This is a genomic window from Dehalococcoidales bacterium, from assembly GCA_041652735.1.
Taxonomy (GTDB): domain Bacteria; phylum Chloroflexota; class Dehalococcoidia; order Dehalococcoidales; family RBG-16-60-22; genus RBG-13-51-18.
Map to the genome: position 1 here is coordinate 35,229 of JBAZGT010000001.1, position 19,609 is coordinate 54,837.

The following is a 19,609-nucleotide window of genomic DNA, read 5'->3' on the forward strand; positions in this document are numbered from 1 at the left end:
AAAGATGAGTGATAATAGCGCTACCTCACCCACTAACAGTCAATCGATGGTAGAACCAGACAAGAGAACCTGGGGCGCCCGGAAAAGGTCCTGGTTCAAAAACCACTGGATCCAGATGCTGGCCCTGCTGTTTTCCCTGCTTATTATCGTGCTTGTGGCTGTTTTTCGACATGAGATAGCGGGATTAGGTAGTTATGGTTATCTGGGAATCTTTGTCCTCTCGGTGTTGGGGGCAGCCACTATTATCGTGCCGGTGCCCGGTTTGGCGCTGGTGTTTACTCTTGGGGGAACTCTGAACCCTCTTCTGGTCGGCTTGGTTTCCGGTGTCGGAGGAACTCTGGGGGAAACTACAGGCTACCTTTTAGGTTACGGTGGGCGTGCGGTAGTCGAAAACAAGCGTATGTATCAACGGATAGAAGGCTGGATGAAGCGGTGGGGTGCCGTCACAATTCTTGTTCTGGCGATCATTCCCAATCCCTTTTTCGATGTTGCTGGGGCGGCGGCCGGCGCTCTCCGGTTCCCTATCTGGAAGTTCTTTCTCTACGGAGGAATCGGGCGCATTATCAAGCATACGTTCGTGGCTTTTGCCGGGGCTTGGGGGATGGAATCTATCTTACGTTGGTTGAACTAAACCAGGGTATACTTTAGTCCCCGATGTAATTTCTGAGGTAACAAATACTCATTTCGTGACTTCCCAAGAAAAGAACCGAGAGCTTTTTCCCTTCTTGACTATTACCTGCATAAGCGCTAGATTATCTTCCCCTCCCGGGGGAAATGCTGAAGAAACAAAAGGAAAAAGTCTCATTTTAAGGTACTCTTTTAGCCATCACTTCTAGAATGCGGAAATTACATAAAAACGCCATCTTTTCTCCATACTTGCTCCACATCGAGGCTCTATTATTAAAATGAAAGGTTCAAAAAGAACCTGAAAAAAGAAAGGAGAATCGATATGGGTAGGAAAGCAAGAATACTGGTCATCGCGGCCTCTTTGGTCGCAGTACTCACACTGGCAACCACAGGAGTTGCCATGGCAGCTGGCCCGAACAGCACTAACGACAAAGGTGTAAGCAATAGCTATGGGCAGGGATATGGATTGGGTGGTCAGGGCATCTGTTCCGACAATGTTACCTCCCTTCTGGGATTAACAGCGGAGGAAATACAGGCCCAGCGACAGGAAGGCCTAAGCCTTGTCCAGATCGCAGCCGCACAAGGTATAACCGAGGAACAACTGATTGACGCCGTCATGGCCGAACGGCAAGCCCGGATCCAAGAAAGAGTGACCACCGGCACTTTAACCCAGGAAAGAGCTACTTTCATGCTGCAAAATATGGAGCAGAATGTAGTCCGTGCTATCAACCGCACTACCGTTGGAAAACCTGAATGGGCTGGTGGCAATGGGGGTGGACAGGGCGCTGGTAACTGCCAGATGACAAAACAGGAGCAGGCCAATCGTGGTAATAGCTACGGCGAGCCGGGACTGGGAACAGGACCGGGAAACATGCATAAATGGGGTAATAATTCCCGGTAAATACACAAATCTAACTTATAGAACAAAGAGGCAGGTGGAGGAAGTTTCTACCTGCCTCATTTGCCATATATCTGGCTGAATAGTAATATGAAAGCGAATATACCTGTCGGGGAGTTGAGCGTTGCCATCTAATAGAATTCTGGTAGTCGATGACGAAAAGAAAATCGTTGAAATTGTAAAGGCCTACCTAGAGAGGGATGGCTATAAGGTTGTTACTGCCTACGATGGCAAGGTGGCACTTGAACTAACACGAAAAGAACATCCAGATCTTGTAGTGCTGGACCTGATGCTCCCCGAAATCAGCGGCTGGGATGTTTGCCGCACAATACGTAAAGAATCGGATGTACCCATCATCATGCTTACGGCACGAGACGATACCACGGATAAAATCGTCGGGCTCGAATTAGGCGCCGACGATTACGTTACTAAGCCTTTCGACCCAAAGGAGATTGTCTCGCGGGTAAGGGCGGTGTTAAGGCGATATGAAAACAGACCCGCCCTTACGCATGTTATCAATACAGGTGATTTAATCATAGATATCGAGCGGCGTATGGTACGCCGCGGCGATACTATTATCGAGCTGACATCAACCGAATTCGACCTTCTCCAGGTTCTGGCGGAAAGCCCGGGTAGAGTCTATACCCGGATGCAGCTGCTCGACAAAATTCAGGGCGAGGCATACGAGGGTTATGAGCGAACAATAGATAGCCATATTAAAAACCTGCGTAAAAAAATTGAGATAGACCCTAACCATCCGAAATACATAATCACGGTTCACGGAGCCGGCTACAAGCTGGAGGAGAATTCGGATGCGTAGCTTAAGCTGGAAACTGGCTGGCGCCCTGTTGCTGATAGTAGCTATTTCCGTTGGACTAATGGCATATCTTATCAATCTCAATACTACCCGCGAGTTTAACCAGTATGTTGCGCAGGGTAACCAGAAGAATATTCAAAGTACGAGCGCCGCTCTAAGTCAACTTTACTCTAAAGAAGGAAACTGGGATGGGATTCAGTCATTGCTCCCCGATTTCCTCCGTTCCCCCAACGACCGGCTGGTTGTAGCTGATGCTACTGGAATAATCGTCGGCGATTCAATAAACCAGTGGGTTGGGAAGACAGCCGGCAGCGTTGGATTGAGTAACGGTACGACCATCACCGCATCCGGGCAAGATGTTGGTGAACTATACCTAATCACAAGTCAGGTGGGGAATGGTAAAGGGTTCATGGGTGGAGGAAAAGGTGGCACTTCCTCCACTCCAACTTCGGTTGCTACGCTGGAACAGGATTTTATCGACCGCTTTAACAACTCATTGTTAACCACAGGACTGATAGTCGCGGCGATTGCACTAATAGTAGGGCTCATATTGACGCGCCAGATAACACGACCGATTAAAGCGCTGGTAAACGGAGTACGCCAGATAGCGAGAGGGAATCTTAAACACAGAGTAGATATCAGATCAAAGGACGAATTAGGTAATCTTGGTGAGTCTTTTAACGCTATGGCGGTTAACCTGGACAAAGCCGAGCAGGAGCGCAAACGCATTGTGGCTGATATTGCGCATGACCTGCGTACTCCTTTAACTGTCATCGAAGGAACCGTTACCGGCATTCAGGATGGTGTATTCCAACCTGACAAAGAACACTTGGATACGATTAAAGAGCAAACATCCCTGTTAACGCGCTTAACCAGTGACTTACGCGACCTTTCCCTGGCGGAATCCGGGCAACTGAAGCTGGTTTTAGCGCCTACTGATTTGGCCGACCTGGCGCAGCGTAAGGCAAACCAGTTTGCGGTGAAAGCACAGGAAAAGGGGATTAAGATAAACACAAACTTACCGGGAAATCTTTCTAACGTCAATATCGACCCGGCCAGGATAGAGCAAGTATTAGGAAACCTGATAACTAATGCTATTCGTCATACATCTTCCGGCAGTATTAAAATCTCCATACAGCAGGTTAACAGTGATGCAGCCCATCAAGTCAATAAACCCAGCTTGATACTATCTGTAGCTGACACGGGGGAGGGAATTGCGGAGGAGCATTTACCCCATATTTTCGAGCGCTTCTACCGGGTTGAAAAATCACGGGCAAAAAGCGAAGGCGGTTCCGGTCTTGGTTTAGCTATAGTCAAGCAGATGGTGCAGGCCCACGGCGGCAATGTCTGGGTTGAGAGTAAAATAGGAAAAGGCAGCACTTTCAATATATCTCTTCCTACATAACCTCTCTCGTCTACATTTCGGTGGAGCACATGGATAACTCTCTAACCATAAGAAATACCACGGAGTACAAAGAGCCTTCAGTTGCAGAGACTCTCAAGCTCCTGCAATCTTCGACCGATGGATTACCCGAGTCTGAGGTTCAGCGGCGGCTCCAGGTATTTGGTTTTAATGAAGTCGCTGAAAAGAAAAGTAACCCTATATTGGCTTTCCTCTCGCGTTACTGGGGTCCGATGCCATGGCTTCTAGAACTGGCCATTGTGCTTTCGGTTGTCCTGAAGCACTATCTGGAAGCTGGCATAATATTTGCACTGCTTACAATAAATACCGTCATCGGTCAGATACAGTCGCGCGGCTCTCAACGAGCCTTGGAAGCTTTGAAGAAACGCCTGGCTATTAATGCGAGAGTATTACGGGACGGCAAGTGGCTAACTAAAGAAGCCAGGGAAATCGTGCCCGGTGATATTATCTCCGTAGGATTGGGTGATATTGTCCCGGCTGATGCCAAGCTGATTAGTGGAGACCTTTCTATCGACCAGTCGATCCTGACCGGAGAGTCTCTACCCGTAGATGTACAGGAATCATCGATCATTTACTCGGGCTCTATCATAAAGCGAGGAGAAGCAAAGTGCATCGTGGTAAACACAGGCGCAAATACGTACTTTGGCAAGACCGCAGAACTGGTTAAGACTGCCAAGCCAAAATCCCACCAGGAGCAGATAATGCTGGCCATCGTCAGGTACATGATGTTCCTGGGTATCGGGGCATTGATTCTCGTTGGCGTCTATGCAGCGATAATTGGAGCAGGCATCCTGTCGATATTGACTTTTGCTGTCATATTCCTCATGGGGGCAGTACCTGTGGCTTTACCGGCGGTGATGACTATTGTCCAGTCAGTAGGCGCGATGGAATTGGCAAAGAAAGGTGTACTGGTTACCAGGCTTGATTCGATTGAAGACACCGCTTCGATAGACATTTTATGCCTGGACAAGACCGGAACTATAACTCAGAACAAACTCTCGATAGGCGAGGTAATACCATATGGTAACCATACCCAAAATGAGGTCATTATGATGGCCGGCCTCTCCTGCCAGGAACAGAGTAAAGATACTATAGATATGGCGCTGCTGGAACGCTCCCGAGCTATTGATATCAAGCAACACTCTTACGAATGTGTTTCATTCACGCCGTTTGAGCCTGCTACTAAAAGATCAGAGGCTGTAGTCGCTGCCGATGGAAAACAATTTAAAGTTATTAAAGGCGCACCTCAGACAGTATTATCGCTTTGCAGAACACTTGACGAAGCGTCTAAAAAGAATGCGAATCAGAAAGTGGAAGAACTGTCACGGAAAGGATATCGCGCTCTGGCTGTCGCCAGATCAGCCGTTGATGATTTCGATAGTCTTGAGCTAGTTGGATTACTATCACTGGCTGATACTCCCCGGCCTGACTCCAAAAGTATGATAAAGAGCGCCAGAGAGCTTGGAGTAAAGCCGCTAATGCTCACCGGGGATAACATCGCCATCGCCAGGGAAATAGCTCTCCAGGCAGGAGTTGGGGATAAAATAATACGGATGGACGACTTCAGGAATTTAAGCGAAACAGAGCAGGCTAAGATCATCGATGAATCCGATGGGTTTGCTGAAATATACCCGGAAGACAAATACAAAATAGTCAAACTTCTTCAATCCAGAGGGCACATGGTGGGCATGACCGGCGACGGGGTCAATGACGCCCCGGCTCTGAAACAGGCGGAGATGGGCATTGCTGTAAGCAGTTCAACTGATGTAGCCAAGGCATCGGCCAGTATGGTCTTAACCGAACCAGGCCTGGCGGTGATAATAGATGCTATAAAGACAAGCCGGCACATCTACCAGAGAATGCTGACGTGGGTCATAAACAAGGTTACCAAGGTAATTCAGGTTATTGGGCTGCTCACAATCGGCTTTTTCTGGTTTCATGATATAGTCGTTTCTTTACTGGGTATGACTTTACTAATATTCGCTAATGACTTCGTAACCATGGCTCTCGCCACCGATAACGTAAAGTATACCGCTAACCCTAACAAATGGAATGTGAAGAATATTACATTTGCATCACTTGTAGTCGGCGCTTTACTTGTCTTAGAGGGAGCTATAGCACTTTTCATCGGCACACATTACTTCCACTTACAGTTGGAACAGTTACGTACTTTCATGGTGCTTACGCTGATATTTACCAGCCAGTTCAGGGTGTATATCGTAAGAGAGAGACGATATTTCTGGTCGTCACGTCCAGGCAGAGAATTGGCTCTGGCGACAATTGGGGCGATAGCTGTATTTACAATACTTGGAATATATGGTGGAATCATTACCCCGCTGACGCCCTACCAGGTTCTTTTTGCCCTGGGATTTTCAGCCCTGTTTACTCTTGCTATTGATTTCCCCAAATACGAGGCTTTCAAAAAGTATGGACTGTGATCTTAAGAGAAACGGCAGTTTATGTGGCTAATAAAACCTAATTCGCCCAAACACTAAGGCCGGATATAAGCCCAGCCCTGAGCTTGTTTTTTGATTAGTTCTCCTACAGCTGAAGGAACGACTACGGCTACTTCTAACATATCGTTTTTGGTCAAGTTATGAGCACGCATGGCATTGGCGCAAGCAGCGAAAATTACGCCCTTTGCAGCAAGCCCCGCAATTTGGGTTTCGTACTTATTAGAGGCTTTTGATAATAAAGTGATAGCTTCATAATTAGCTACTAATTCTACTTCCACTTTTGACTCTCCAAGGTCGGCAAGTAAGTTAACGATATTCTCCAAGCCTAAATCAATCCTTGCTGTATAGTCAATATGAAACACTACTTTATATTTGTTATTCATTTTTCTTCCTTTCATATTTTGTAATTATAGACTAATATCTTTACCTCTTAATGTATTCATATCACACTCTTAATATTATGTCAAAATAGTGTTTTTATCACCATCGCAACGACAACCATGCCTAGACAAAGATATCTTTGACAAACAGGATTTCCCATGTTACTATATGCATATATGCATGAATATGCATATTATCAAGAGACGGAAAAGATAGATATGAGAAATTTGGTTAAAGTATTTAAGGTTCTATCTGATGAGTCGAGGCTTAGAGTACTTAATCTTCTTCTTGAAAGACCTTGCTGTGTTTGCGAGGTTATGCAAGCACTGGATATATCGCAATCAAAGGCTTCCCGTATATTAAGTGCTTTGTATGATGTCGGTTTCCTCAAACTAAATAAAGACGGCTTATGGTCGCTTTATTCCATCGATTGGGACGGAATGGAAGTAAATTTGAAATCTATTATAGAAACGACCGCCAGATCTTTTGAAGGGAACAAGATGATGGCTGCCGACCAGGAGCGCCTGCGTAAGGCAGAGCGGGTAGGCCCCGTTTGTGTTAACAAAACATCCGGAACTAAAGCAATCATATAACTCTCCAGCTTTATTGTATTAGTTCCAGTCATCAGGTAAAGGAGGATACGTAAGAATGGCACCCATAAATAAATCCCCTTTTGAGAATTATAAGCTAACGTTTATCGTTGGCAAGGGTGGTTGAGAGTGATCAGGCGGAGGACCGACGCGTGCCGTCGTGAAGCTAAAGAAAGATATCAGCGAGGAAATGGGCATTATCGCTAAAGCCATTCCCACGATCGCATATGCCCCTTCTATACCAGTTGGCTCCTTCCGGTATAAAAACTGGCGTGTCATTTTAAACAAGAAAGAAATAAATATCAAAGACATTGAAAAAGAGGCGGATGCCATTGAGGTGATGAATTACCTTAAAGAACTTGTAAGCAATCAAACTAAAAACAATAGTGTATTCTGATGGGAGGAACAAAATATGAGTAATGTACCACAATGGGCCTGGGAGTTTCACGGACATCATTGTCCATTTATGCCGCTGGGTTACCGCATGGCGATGCGTGCCATGCAGGAGCTTGGGGTAGAACACGAGCAAGACCACGGATTTTTTATCATCCCGGAACTTGGAGTAGGACATCCGCAAACATGTCTCATGGACGGTATGCAGATAGCCACGGGAGCCACCTACGGCAAATCCTTAATAGAAAAGACTTTTTGGGGCAAGCTGGCGGCGGTCTTTTATCACCCGGAGAAAGGCGCAGTCCGTTTGGCGTTGAAGGCTGACTTCCTTGATGAATTTGGTAAGCTTGAATTCTTCGCTTACCGTATTAAGGGTATAGAGCCCTCTCAAATCCCAGCCGATGTTACGGAAAAAGCTATTGCCTGGACGGATGCCCAGCCGGACGATAAGGTCTTCAAGATTGAAAAATTGCCCAACTATCAATTCAAACGCGTAAAGGGGTCATTCAACAAGGTTAAGTGCGTCAAATGCGGCGAGTATGTTTTTGAACGTTACGTGAGAATGGTAAACGGACAGCCTCATTGCATCCCTGACTCCGGATACTAACCCACGATATCGAACGGAGGCGGGCTTGAACCCGCCTCCGTGAAACGAGAAAGATATGTCAGTAATAGCTATTATCGTTGCCTGTATTGCCGTATTGATTATGGCGATACCATTTTCCATGGTAGGGCAAGGCGGGGGTTCCACCTACGTGCCAGTATTACTGGTAGCCGGAATGGAATTTCATGAGGCATCGACCACCAGCCTGTTCATGATTATGCTGGCCAGTCTGGCAGCAACTCTGGTCTTCGGCCGGAAGAAAACGGTGGACTGGAAGCTGCTGTTTGCCATCGTTCCTCTTGCTATCCTAGGTGCATTTGTCGGAGGATACGTAGCTCAATTTGTAAGCGCTCTGGTATTGAAGATCATCTTCGCAGCAGTACTCATCATCGCCGCCGTCTTCATGCTCCGGCCTGCGACTGAAGGTAAAAGTCCCGATTTCATGCCGGAATGGCTATGCTGGGATAGAAGCTGCGGAGAGTACCGATACCGGATTTCCATGGGGCTGCTCATTCCTGCTACTGCCATAACAGGTTTTATCGCCGGTATGATAGGGGTGGGAGGAGGCCTCTTCGTCCTGCCATTATTGATATTGCTCTTCGGCGTCCCTACCCGCGTCGCTATCGGTGTTTCTTCCACTTATGTGGGGATTGCGGCTTTACCAGGTTTTATCGGCCATCTGGCGGGCGGGTCAGCTTTCAATGTCTGGGTAGCATTGCCTCTGGCGGCAGCAGCCTTTGTCGGAGCTACACTTGGGCCAATGTTTTCCTTGAAAATTGGCATTAAAAAACTCCGGTTTGTCCTGGCGATAGTTCTCATCGCTCTTGCCATCTGGATGGTGGTAAATATATTTGTTAAGTAAGCATAATATTGGTTCCATCGTTATTTGGTTGTTTTTACCTTATCTCCTTTTCCAAACGAGTATTTGTCATGCACGATGAATATTAAGTTTGGAGAAAGGGTTATTTGTGTGTAGTGGGTCGCACCCCCTTCGGCGATCTTTTTTGCGAAACCGGGGATAATGGTCACACTAACCGATCATCCACCACAAGCAAAAGAACCACTGATCATATATATTGACAATACTAAATATCCTTGTTATCATCATAATGAGCATATGCTCATTATTCAGGAGACAATTATGTCCAGACCGCAAAAATGCCGTCGTGTTGAGTTTCTGCCTGATGTTAATTATTTTAAACCGGCGGGAATACCGTTAAGAGACCTTGATGAAGTATGCATATCTGTAGAAGAGGCCGAAGCCCTGCGTCTTAAAGAACTGGAAGGACTGGAGCAAGAGCAGGGAGCTGAAAAAATGAATATTTCCCGTCCCACTTTCCAGCGAGTGTTGGCATCAGCCCGTCAAAAAGTTGCTGATGCATTACTTAACGGTAAGGCAATAAGGATCGAGGGTGGTAACTTCCAGGTTACGCCAGTTACCATCTGTTGTCATGAGGAACAGAATGTAACTTGTAAAAATAAAGGAGGAGGAATAATGAAATATGCAATGCCGGTGAGTGGCAACCGATTAATGTCACATTTTGGCCAAGCTAACGAGTTCATGCTGCTGGACGTCGATCAAGAAGGACGGGTAGCAAGGAAAGAAACACTAGCAGTAACGCCGCATAGCTGCGGTACCCTGCCTGGTGAATTGGCAAAACGCGGCGTCAGCGTGGTATTAGCCGGTGGTATGGGAATGGGGCCGCGCATGGCCTTCCAACAAAGCAACATCGAGGTAGTGCTCGGGGTAACCGAACCAGATCCCGAAAAGGCAGTAGTAGCTCATGTTAACCATACTCTTGAGAATGGGGTTAATGTTTGCGAGCATGGTGACACGATTTGCGATCGTACTAAAGTATAAGCATGGAAAAACAAACACTCAAGTGAATAATCAGTGATAGTCCGGACTACGTTACTGCGGTAAGATACTTAGAGACTCTTTTTCGGTAATCTGGCCATGGTGCAAGAGAATCAGACATCCTGATGTTCGTGCAGTGGTGACGGGAACTTAGCGGCCTTATTCCGGGACTATACCCGTGTTAAAAACATCAGTCCATACCCGATGATTTTCCCCTTAGCCGGCCGTCCTATATTCCATTGTAGATTCTCACTAATTTCAATTACTAGATATTTTACTTTGTTTGTACGTGGCGTCTATAATGAGCCATTGCAAATAAGCATGCCGGCATAAGCCGAGGAAGGCACTCGATGAAATCAAAGAGCCTGCAACCATTGGCACATATCTGGCGATTTTTCACTTCCATCCGCCTGGCACTGGTATTGATATTTATCATTATCGTCCTTGGTATCATCAGTATATTTGTATTACAGGCGCCTCCGGTAATCAGCTACAATTCGGTGGAATACGTGGCCTGGTTAGAAAATGTGGCCCGGCCGGAGTACGGGGTTTGGACGGAAACGCTGGAGTCATTCGGGTTTTTGAACGTCTTCCGGTCCCCGCTTTTTCTTACCGCCGGAGCTTTGTTAGTCCTGAATATTTTGTGCTGCACTATCAGACGCCTGGCCAGTTTTAAAACGGTTTTCCGTCCCGGTGGCGCTGTATCCGCGGATAACCTGGAAAAATCGCCATTTGTTTTATCCGCCAAATCACCTGCCCAAAATTCTGTTTTATCTGTCTCAAATTACCTGTTACAGCATAAATACCGTGTCAGGACGTCAACGCATGGGGATCTGGATTTTATTAGTGCGGACAGGTATGCCTTTTCCCGGTTGGGTACGGTTATCAGCCATTTAAGTCTTATTTTACTCGTTATCGGGTTTTTATTCAGCAGTTTTCTCGGTTTCCAGGAAGATTCATTTATCCTGGCGGAAGGTACCGCGCGTACGGTAGGCCATAATAGCGGCTTAACTATGGAACTGGCTTCTTTTACTATTGATTACTGGCCGGATGGAACACCTGAAGAGTACCGCAGCAATGTCACGCTTTATGGCGACGGGCAGCCGGTAAAGACCGCGGCCGTCATGGTGAATCATCCCCTATCTTACGCCGGACTGCGTTTTTACCAGGCATTTTACGGACCGGCCGCTGTAATGCGGGTTACCAACGCTCAAGGTGAAACGGTGGTTGAAACTACCGTTTCTCTCATCGGCACCATGAATGCCGAACCTTATCAACGCCCGCTCGGCAAGCTGGACCTGCCCGGTACGGGATTGACGGCTTACCTGGTCGCCCCGGCCATAAATATGTCTGACCTGATTTTACAGGAAGGCGAGCTTGGCATTGAGCTTTATGAAGACGGTGCGAACGTGCCGCTGGGCTGGGATATCCTGGCCGCCGGGGAGACGCAGGAGATACAAGGACTTGAGTTTACGTATGTCCGGACGGCTTCATATTCTGGATTCATCATAAAATACGACCCCGGTATGTGGCTGGTCTGGTTGGCTTTAGGACTGTTCCTGCTAGGGATAATGATGACGCTATACCTGCCTTACCGTCGCCTGCTGATAACGGTAAAACCGGAAAATGATGGAAGTTCGCTTTACTTTAGTTCATCTGGCAGGCGCGGGTTTGATACAACCGCGGAATTAGAGCGTATCACCAAAGAAATAGCTTTATTGCTGCCCCGGACTGATTAATCAACCGCGAAGAGAGGAAAAGGCTTATGGCTAACTGGGCGCAGGGTCTATTTATCGGGGCATTAGCCGCGGAAGCCGCGGCAATGGCGGCATGGTTTATGGCGATTATTATAAAACGCTATCAGCGGCCCGCGCTTGCCCTGACGTTGGCGGGTTTTTGCCTGTTAACCTTCTCTATTATTTTCCGCGCTATTGCGGCGGGCCGCGGGCCATTTTCCAATATGTACGAGTTTTCCCTGGCGTTTGCCTGGGGTGTCATGGTCATCGGGTTGATATTCTGGCGGCGTAACAAGGTGGCGCTGGTGGCCGGCATAACCACCGTGCTGGCGCTGGCTTTGCTTATTTTTGCCGCCACGCTTTCTTCAAGGGTAAATTCCCTGGTCCCGGCCTTACAGCAAAGTGCTCTGTTGAGCTTACACGTTACGGCGGCGGTCATTGCTTACGGGGCATTCGGCATAGGCTTTGGGATGGCAATAGTTTATCTCGTCAGGGAACGTAAACAGCATTCCCGTTTACCGGAGGCGGAAGTAATCGACCGCCTTAGCTACCAGACAGTTGTTATAGGTTTTCCTTTATTGACCCTTACCATCATCTTGGGCGCTGTGTGGGCGGAAATATCCTGGGGGAGCTACTGGAGCTGGGACCCTAAAGAAACCGCCAGCCTGGTAACCTGGCTGATATACGCCGGCTACCTGCACGCCAGGGTCATGAGAGGATGGAAAGGTAAAAAGGTGGCTATATTGTTGATTGTGGGATTTTGTGCCGTGCTCTTCACTTTTTTCGGTAACTATATTTTTCAGGGGCTTCACAGCTACCGCTAATTAGTGGTTGAAGATAACTGAAAATTCGCTGGCGTGCTGTACCAGGTAGATGATCGTCCAGATAATTATGGCTAGGAAGCTCAACCAGAGAAAAAGCGTCATCCCGCCGTGCCCTTCTTTAATTTCATCCGCATAATTGACGGAGTGCGCTTCTGTATCATGAACGGAATAGCTGCTGCCGCTACGCAGAATCAGCCAGGTTATGATTACCACGCTAACTGCAACGACTATAACGAGCCAAAACGTATTCACGGCTGTTTCTCCCCGCAGGTATCCGCCTTATTTTCTGTCCCGGTCTTTTCGTCTTCAAGCATCCGGTATTTGGCGTCTTCAACATCATGGAACTGCTTGGACCTGATACTCCATACCAGGAATCCGATAAAGATTGCCAGTATGAAAAGGGTCATTATTGTTTGGGCTACGGTTGCCTCATTCATATTATTGCCCCTTCAGATTCCTGCCGAAGCTATCCGTATAGAGCGGCCCCCACTTGGCAATATAGTTATCCGCCGTGGAGAATCCCTGGATATAGAATACCAACCGGTAGATTTCATCATTGCTCAAGGCGTAGCGCCAGGGCGGCATGTTGGTAGTTTCCACGCCCTCGCGTACCTTCCACACCCACCGCCCGTAGTTGGTAAAGTCATTGCCGCTTTCTTCAAAATTGGCCGGTTCCGGCGCAATGTAGCCGTCCGCTGTCTTGCTGGACGCGGGGCCGTCGCCGTGTCCATCGTTGCCGTGGCACTGGGTGCAATAGAGCAGGTAAAGCTGATGGCCCATATCGTATTGTTCCTTCGTCCCGGATATCGGCGGGGCACTTAGGACGGTATTGTTATAGTTATCGCCTTCGGCATCGGAAATATCGCCGCTGATAGAGCGTAATGCGCCTTCTTTAAAGCTCAACTCATATGTGGCAATTTTCCAGATGGTGTCCTCGCTTAAAGATAATCCCCAGGGCGGCATGGCCGTACCGGGCACGCCCGCGCTCATCCGCCAGAACTGGAAGGTATTCTGCGGTTCCGGGTAGTTGATAAGCCTTTCATGGAGATTAGCCGGGCGTGTGACAACCTGGCGGGCATAAGGCCCCTGGCCGTTGCCCGAGCCTCCATGGCAGGAAAGGCATTTTTCTATAAAGAGCTGCTTCCCCTCGTCAAAGAGGTCACCCCACTGCGTGGCCAGGGCGTCACTGCCGCTAAAGGTCTGGTTATCGGCGTTATAGAACGTGTTTACCTGCGCCATCATCGGAAGATAGGGGTTAGTCTTATCCTGGTATTCGGTGGGGATAGGGGGTTGAAAACTGTTGGTAACCAGGTTTTCGGAACCAAGGTTCTGTAAATAATCGGCCAGTGCTGTGAGGTCGTCTTCGGAGAGAAACCCGAAAGGCGGCATGATGGAACTGGGAGAAACGCTGCGCGGGTCTTCATGGTGCATGATGTGCCACTCGGTGGGGCGTTTCCCGCCTATCTGTCCCAGGCTCGGGCCGGTGCGTTCCGTGCCCATGAAATTCGGGATGGAATAATAAAAATCACCGTTTACTGATGTTACACCCATCGCCCAGTCCTGCGGACGGACGAACTGGTTATGGCAGTAAAAACAGCCGTTGGCTCTATACAGGTCTTCACCTTGCTGTTCTTGTGCGGTAAGGACATGCGCCCGGTCTGAAGGCGCTTCGGTAGTAAACATATACGGCATCGCCACTACCATAAACGTCATGATGATGAAGACAACCATACCGCCAATGGTGATAATCGGTACGTTGATTTTCTCCTGGCTGCGGCGCATAAATTCAGAATGTTTCAGGGCGGTCATGGCTTCAGCCGGCTCGTGTTCTTCTTCCTGGTGGGGTTGCCTGGAGCGGATAAAAGTCATGAGGATATTATAAGCAAAGATGAATGCCCCCAGGACCACCACTCCGCCCGCCATCGCCCTGAAGATGAAGGGGATTTTAAGCGCCACGAGTGTTTCTACTACGTTGATATGCACCCACCAATCGGAATTTGCTACCAGCCCGGCGATAGTCATAGCCAAGAAGAAGAAAAAGAATCCGACAAAGAGTACCCAGAAGCTAAGCCTGGTGATACTGTTGCTGAATACTTTGAATTTAAGAAGGCGTGGGACGATGTAGTATGCCGCTCCCGCCGCCAGGAAACCGAAGCCGCCTAGCAAAGCCAAATGCGCATGCCCAACCGGCCATTGCGAAAAATGGGTAAACATATTGGCGTCCCGGAGCGCCTGAAAGCTGCCCTGGATGGATGCCAGGACATACATCACCAAACCCGCCATTATAAACATCAAGGGAAAATTGGTGATAAGTTTGTGCCAGGAACCACGCAAGGTGAGGAAGATATTGGTGGCGAAGGTTATGACCGGTACTATCATCAGAATACTCATGATAACGGCGACGGTCTTGAGCCATTCCGGGAGGGGCGCTTGAAGCAGGTGATGACTGCCGACCCCGGTATAGAAAAACGCTATCGTGAAAAACGCTATCAATGAGAGCAGGTGGCTGTACAGCGGCCGGTTTATCAGTTTTGGAACAAAGTAATACCAGGCGGGAATGCCCAATGTCGTGAACCAGAGGCCCAGTACGTTGTGGCCGTAATACCAGTTGAAAATGGCGTCCTGGATGCCGTTGAGGGCTCCGGTTGACGGATGCCACATTACATTCCCGATGAAATACACTATCGGGAACCAGAGCATGGTACCCATGTAATACCAGAGAGATACGTAAAGCTTCTTTTCCTTGCGTCTTAATATCGTCCCGAAGACGATATATCCCATCAGCAGAAGCGTAGCTATAACAGCTACATCTATAGCCCAGGGTAACTCGGCATATTCACGGCCTTGGCTGCCGCCGAGGAGAATCCAGATGATGCCCCCCAGGATAGCGCCGTTCCAGAGCACGGCGGCCAGCATCGCCAGGCGGGGCCGGAAAAGGGGTACGGCGCAGAGCCGGGGCACGATATAAAACATGGCGCCGAGAAGCCCCGAGGAAACAAACCCGAACAATACGCCGTTAACGTGGGCCGGGCGGATGACGCCGAAAGTGAGCCAGGATACATCTCCGATGAAATCCGGCAGGAAAAACTTGATGGCCATGATAAAGCCGAAAGTAGCAAAGAACGGGAACCATAAAACGGAAATAAGGAACCATAGCCTGGCGGCCCGGTCACCCGGGCTATGGTCTACAATTAAAGCGGGAGAAGGTTGGACACCAGGTACTTGAGACAAATCGGCTCCTTCATTGTCACGAGAGCTAACAGGGTTGTATAATAATAAAACTTCCCATATTTAGTTGTCAATCTTTTTTAGCGGCTAAAACCCGGAGAACATATAAAAATAATATAACATTTTCACTCGCGTCAGGAGGAGGCCGAATCATTATCTTTCACGGAACTCCCCAGGATATTTACCTTCACTGGTTGATTGTATCGCTAGGTGTGGGGATTCTGTTGTCCGGCATCGCCGTTATTACCACCTGCCGGAATATCGCCGGATTTTTCCACCTGCTCCAGGGTAAAGACTCGTTTAAGACCAGGGTATATAAAGTATATTTCAAGTTGCACTCATATTACTGGGTGGCTTTCTTTCTGCTGTTGGTATTGCACCTTTTGGTTACTATCCCGCATATCGGCTTGCCGTCCCCCGGCGAACCTTATGCCCTTTCCCACCGGGTGGCGTTTTACTCTTCAATTGCGAATTTTATACTCGTGCTGGCGGTGTTTACCTCGTGCCGGAGTTTTCTTAGCCTGTATAACCTTTTTACCGCCAAAACCCCGATGGACGGCGGTTTCTTCAAACGTTTTTACAATTTTCATGCCGTTTTATGGGTACTGTTGATGGCGTCTGTGGTGACACACATCGTCTCCGGGATAATTCACGCGGTCAATACGTGAGACACGGCCCTGATTTTCAGCCAGCATATAAATACAATTTCCAAATCTGATCTACAAGTAATTCATTATAGATAGAAACTGCCTGTTTAACCATTATCCCGAAATAGGCTGAACACTGGACTGGAGAGGAACAAAATAGCCATAAGCCATCCAATAACTGATATTGGCCGATATCAAGCTGACGCGAAAACAACTCTCGCCAGGTTTGTTGGTATCAATATCACCCGGCGAATCTGGAGAGAAGCTCATACTTTTTGGCTTCCAAGGTCACAAATAAGTAAAAAGGGACAAATGAAGAACCTGCAAATAACCTGATGCAGTCCTTTTCCCCTTGATTATTATCACCTGATCATCATTTCTATGAGACATCTTGACAGGTCTTTGTAACGGTGATATGTTATATATATCTAACGTTATATATTTATAACATAGGGCGGAGGTAAGTGATGAAGACAAGATTAATACTAATAGCTTATGCCGTTATCAGCCTGCTGGGACTGATGATGCTGCTTTCTCGGGAGAATGTGTACGTGGTAGGCGCGCTGGTGCTCGGCTTCCTGCTACTGGGACATCGCGAATTATGGTCACTCGTCAGATACCGGCGGCTGCCTGTCATCGACGAGCGCGTAAAGGATAACCTAAACAACGCGATGCGGCTTACCGGCGGTTTTTTCTTCATCGCCAGTATCGTGCTGATACTGATGATGAGGTTTAATGTCTTTAAGGATACGCCAATGGCATTAATCATCAGCGGGCAACTGGTGATTGTAGGCATTGTCTATGTGGTCGGCTACCACTACTATGACCGTGTTCGTCCCAATCTGGGAGAACGGGCAGCACGCTGGCTCAAGATATGCATGGTAACCGCCGGGCTGTCCCTGAGCACCATCGCGCTGGTCATCGTCCTGCACAATATGGTCAGCACCTGGTTCGGCTTCGAGGACGCTTTTTTCTTCATACTGGGGCTGCTGGTGGCCCCGGCGGTACTGGCCGCCAGCCTGCTGGGAAGTCTGGCAATCTTTATCAAGGGACTGGGGGCGAGTTTTAGGGGTGGTGAGCCGGCATGAAAACGCGAATGAAAGAATACCGCGCCCGCCTCGGCCTGACCCAGGAAAAGCTGGCGGAAATCGTGGGGGTGCGCCGCGAGACCATCATTTTCCTTGAGAAAGGCAAGTACAACCCCTCGCTTAAGCTGGCTCGCAATATCGCCCGGGCGCTTGGAGCCGGTATCGAAGACATTTTTATCCTGGATGATGACTAGTTTTACAGACAAGTATGGCCATGGGAGGGGAAAGTGAAAACATCAAAACTCATATTTCTTATTATGTTCCTTGTATTATCACTACTGCTTGTTTCTGGCTGTGAAAAATATACCGAATCGGACGAAATCAACGGTTTAATCAAGCAAAACGACCTGTCCATAGTTATGAAAGTCGGGGGTGATGCCAACGGTTTTACCGTAGAGAGAATCTATGAAAACGATGATGATTACTATTTGAAAATCGATGTTACGGATACCTATTCGCTTCGAGGCGAAGCCGCGATAAAACCCGGGAATAAATATAAGCTGTCTTTTACATTGAAAAACATCGATGCCGACCCGGTTATAAACTATTCATTCTGGAAAAAGCCGAAAACCTCATTAAGGTATTTTACGTTCAAAGGTGAAAACGGCAATCCCCCCACTTCGGAAACTCAGAAATCATATGATGAGTGGGTAACCTTTGAAGAAACCTTTGAAACATGTGAAGGCGAAGACTCCTTTATGCTGACCCTGCATAGCGGGGAGGGCACCTTCTATATCAAAGAGATAAAAATTGAGCAGGTACAATAATAGGCCTAATATCCCCATAGTTGAGATTAATTCGCTAGGCATTGGCGCTATGTAGCCGCTTTTTGCCTTCATTACATAAGAAAGTATTTTGTGACCTCTGAAGAAAAGCGAGTCAACTTGAGGGCGTGAAAGAGTGTTGTGGCAGGGTAATACCCTGGGGGATTGGCTTCAAAAAAGTGGGGTGAGGAACACTCAAGTTGTAAAGTATATCGAAGTCTTTTCGAATAACATTTCAAATCTGGCAACCCACGAATCTATCCCCATGACGATAATGCCCGAGGGAAGAATTGTATGGTTTGGTGGAGACGGGGGAGAGTCGAACTCCCCGTCCAGAAGAAGCTGTCCAGGACTTACTACAAGCTTAGTCGGCTATTTAATCTCGCCGGGGTCACCTCAACCGACCGAGTTGAATCCGGCCAGCCGATTAATCTTTCGCTGCCTCTATCGGCATGAAGGCGGCGGCACCCCCACTTTTCGGCACCCAGTCCTGACCCGTCGGGGTGGGGTCAGGCTGGATGGCAACCTAGTTTGTTAGGCTGCAACCATTACTGGTTCTGCAGTTGTTTTTTGCCACCAGTTTAATGAGGGAGCGGCACCTCGGCCTGCAATCCTGTAACGCACCTCCCCTGTCGAAACCACGCGTCCCCATAAAAATAGCCTCTACTATATATTCTAGCGGCTTTTCAGCGTTCTGGCCAGTTCTCTATCCGTCTCGCGGCGGCTGATAACCTCACGCTTGTCATAGAGCTTTTTGCCGCGGCCCAGCGCAATCTCCACTTTAGCCTTGCCGCCCTTGAGATAGACTTTGGTGGCCACCAGCGCCAGCCCTTTTTCCTTGACCTTGCCGGTAAGGTTCAAAATCTCTTTGCGGTGCAGCAGCAGCTTGCGCGACCGCGCAGGGTCGTGGCCCATGTAGCTGGAGCATTCATAGCGGGCGATGTTCGCGTTGACCAGCCACAGCTCACCTTTTTCCGGCTTGACGTAAGCGTCTCCCAGGCTGACCCGCCCCTCCCGTACCGACTTTATTTCCGAGCCGGTCAGGGCGATGCCCGCCTCAAACGTCTCCGCGACGTAATAGTTGTGGTAGACCTTACGGTTGGTAGCGACTATCTTGATATCCATGCTATATAGATTTTACCACACCCGTAAAGCCAACCCAATATAGCTATCACCATATCCGCCACCGGAAAAACCCGCACTTTATATTTTAGGGCCGCCGGCCCCTTAAAACGAAAAACTCAACAAAATATTCCCGCCGGCCAAACCCCCGAA

General features: G+C 48.3%; 21 protein-coding genes, 1 other RNA gene and 1 pseudogene. 17 read left to right on the forward strand and 6 right to left on the reverse strand.

Features of this window, described 5'->3' with window-relative positions:
- Positions 1 to 46: 46 nt before the first annotated feature.
- The 5 genes from WC370_00160 to WC370_00180 all read left to right on the forward strand — a co-directional run bounded on the left by WC370_00160 (position 47) and on the right by WC370_00180 (position 6,203).
- Entirely contained in the window at positions 47 to 631 is a 585-nt protein-coding gene (locus WC370_00160) for a VTT domain-containing protein (protein ID MFA5307883.1), read from the forward strand.
- Between the two features lie 318 nt (positions 632 to 949).
- Complete coding sequence (locus WC370_00165) at positions 950 to 1,528, forward strand: hypothetical protein (GenBank protein MFA5307884.1); 579 nt, start codon at positions 950 to 952, stop codon at positions 1,526 to 1,528.
- Between the two features lie 121 nt (positions 1,529 to 1,649).
- Positions 1,650 to 2,345, forward strand: coding sequence for a response regulator transcription factor (locus WC370_00170; protein ID MFA5307885.1), 696 nt, complete (start codon positions 1,650 to 1,652; stop codon positions 2,343 to 2,345).
- The gene (locus WC370_00175; protein ID MFA5307886.1) at positions 2,338 to 3,747 is read left to right on the forward strand and encodes an ATP-binding protein; all 1,410 of its coding nucleotides are present in this window, start codon (positions 2,338 to 2,340) and stop codon (positions 3,745 to 3,747) included. Before WC370_00170 ends, WC370_00175 begins: the two co-directional genes overlap by 8 nt.
- Before the next feature lie 29 nt (positions 3,748 to 3,776).
- Positions 3,777 to 6,203, forward strand: a complete 2,427-nt coding sequence (locus WC370_00180; GenBank protein ID MFA5307887.1) for a plasma-membrane proton-efflux P-type ATPase — start codon at positions 3,777 to 3,779, stop codon at positions 6,201 to 6,203.
- A 53-nt stretch (positions 6,204 to 6,256) separates the two neighbouring features.
- On the opposite strand, the gene WC370_00185 is transcribed toward WC370_00180, so the two are convergent.
- Entirely contained in the window at positions 6,257 to 6,604 is a 348-nt protein-coding gene (locus WC370_00185; GenBank protein MFA5307888.1) for a DsrE family protein, read from the reverse strand.
- A 156-nt stretch (positions 6,605 to 6,760) separates the two neighbouring features.
- Between WC370_00185 and WC370_00190 the strand changes: the two genes are divergently transcribed.
- From WC370_00190 to ccsB, 8 genes and pseudogenes are all read left to right on the forward strand, one after another.
- Positions 6,761 to 7,195 (forward strand): metalloregulator ArsR/SmtB family transcription factor, encoded by a 435-nt coding sequence (locus WC370_00190; protein MFA5307889.1) that lies wholly within the window; start codon positions 6,761 to 6,763, stop codon positions 7,193 to 7,195.
- 157 nt (positions 7,196 to 7,352) lie between these two features.
- Positions 7,353 to 7,589 carry a hypothetical protein gene (locus WC370_00195; protein MFA5307890.1) on the forward strand — a complete coding sequence of 79 codons (237 nt, stop codon included), beginning with the start codon at positions 7,353 to 7,355 and terminating at the stop codon, positions 7,587 to 7,589.
- A gap of 15 nt (positions 7,590 to 7,604) precedes the next feature.
- The gene (locus WC370_00200; protein ID MFA5307891.1) at positions 7,605 to 8,192 is read left to right on the forward strand and encodes an FmdE family protein; all 588 of its coding nucleotides are present in this window, start codon (positions 7,605 to 7,607) and stop codon (positions 8,190 to 8,192) included.
- Positions 8,193 to 8,247: 55 nt separating this feature from the next.
- A complete protein-coding gene (locus WC370_00205) occupies positions 8,248 to 9,051 on the forward strand; it encodes a sulfite exporter TauE/SafE family protein (protein ID MFA5307892.1) in 804 nt (267 codons plus the stop codon).
- Between the two features lie 279 nt (positions 9,052 to 9,330).
- Positions 9,331 to 9,618, forward strand: a pseudogene (locus WC370_00210) (DUF134 domain-containing protein).
- A gap of 102 nt (positions 9,619 to 9,720) precedes the next feature.
- Complete coding sequence (locus WC370_00215; protein ID MFA5307893.1) at positions 9,721 to 10,050, forward strand: NifB/NifX family molybdenum-iron cluster-binding protein; 330 nt, start codon at positions 9,721 to 9,723, stop codon at positions 10,048 to 10,050.
- Between the two features lie 347 nt (positions 10,051 to 10,397).
- Positions 10,398 to 11,786 (forward strand): cytochrome c biogenesis protein ResB, encoded by a 1,389-nt coding sequence (locus tag WC370_00220; GenBank protein MFA5307894.1) that lies wholly within the window; start codon positions 10,398 to 10,400, stop codon positions 11,784 to 11,786.
- Between the two features lie 26 nt (positions 11,787 to 11,812).
- Entirely contained in the window at positions 11,813 to 12,607 is a 795-nt protein-coding gene (gene ccsB, locus WC370_00225) for a c-type cytochrome biogenesis protein CcsB (GenBank protein MFA5307895.1), read from the forward strand.
- On the opposite strand, the gene WC370_00230 is transcribed toward ccsB, so the two are convergent.
- From WC370_00230 to WC370_00240, 3 genes are read right to left on the reverse strand one after another with little or no spacing between them, the layout of a single operon-like run.
- Positions 12,608 to 12,820, reverse strand: a complete 213-nt coding sequence (locus WC370_00230; protein ID MFA5307896.1) for a hypothetical protein — start codon at positions 12,818 to 12,820, stop codon at positions 12,608 to 12,610.
- A 35-nt stretch (positions 12,821 to 12,855) separates the two neighbouring features.
- Positions 12,856 to 13,044, reverse strand: a complete 189-nt coding sequence (locus tag WC370_00235; protein ID MFA5307897.1) for a cbb3-type cytochrome oxidase assembly protein — start codon at positions 13,042 to 13,044, stop codon at positions 12,856 to 12,858.
- 1 nt (position 13,045) lies between these two features.
- Positions 13,046 to 15,838, reverse strand: coding sequence for a cbb3-type cytochrome c oxidase subunit I (locus WC370_00240; GenBank protein ID MFA5307898.1), 2,793 nt, complete (start codon positions 15,836 to 15,838; stop codon positions 13,046 to 13,048).
- A 191-nt stretch (positions 15,839 to 16,029) separates the two neighbouring features.
- On the opposite strand from WC370_00240, the gene WC370_00245 reads away from it, so the two are divergent.
- From WC370_00245 to WC370_00260, 4 genes are all read left to right on the forward strand, one after another.
- Complete coding sequence (locus WC370_00245; protein ID MFA5307899.1) at positions 16,030 to 16,503, forward strand: hypothetical protein; 474 nt, start codon at positions 16,030 to 16,032, stop codon at positions 16,501 to 16,503.
- Positions 16,504 to 16,949: 446 nt separating this feature from the next.
- On the forward strand, positions 16,950 to 17,570 hold the full coding sequence (locus tag WC370_00250) for a hypothetical protein (GenBank protein ID MFA5307900.1): 621 nt from the start codon (positions 16,950 to 16,952) through the stop codon (positions 17,568 to 17,570).
- Positions 17,567 to 17,764 carry a helix-turn-helix transcriptional regulator gene (locus WC370_00255; protein MFA5307901.1) on the forward strand — a complete coding sequence of 66 codons (198 nt, stop codon included), beginning with the start codon at positions 17,567 to 17,569 and terminating at the stop codon, positions 17,762 to 17,764. Before WC370_00250 ends, WC370_00255 begins: the two co-directional genes overlap by 4 nt.
- A gap of 33 nt (positions 17,765 to 17,797) precedes the next feature.
- Positions 17,798 to 18,337 (forward strand): hypothetical protein, encoded by a 540-nt coding sequence (locus WC370_00260; protein ID MFA5307902.1) that lies wholly within the window; start codon positions 17,798 to 17,800, stop codon positions 18,335 to 18,337.
- 297 nt (positions 18,338 to 18,634) lie between these two features.
- Here WC370_00260 and ssrA read toward each other — a convergent pair.
- Positions 18,635 to 18,984: a transfer-messenger RNA gene (ssrA, locus tag WC370_00265) on the reverse strand.
- A 25-nt stretch (positions 18,985 to 19,009) separates the two neighbouring features.
- Positions 19,010 to 19,459, reverse strand: a complete 450-nt coding sequence (smpB, locus tag WC370_00270; GenBank protein MFA5307903.1) for an SsrA-binding protein SmpB — start codon at positions 19,457 to 19,459, stop codon at positions 19,010 to 19,012.
- Positions 19,460 to 19,609 lie beyond the last annotated feature (150 nt).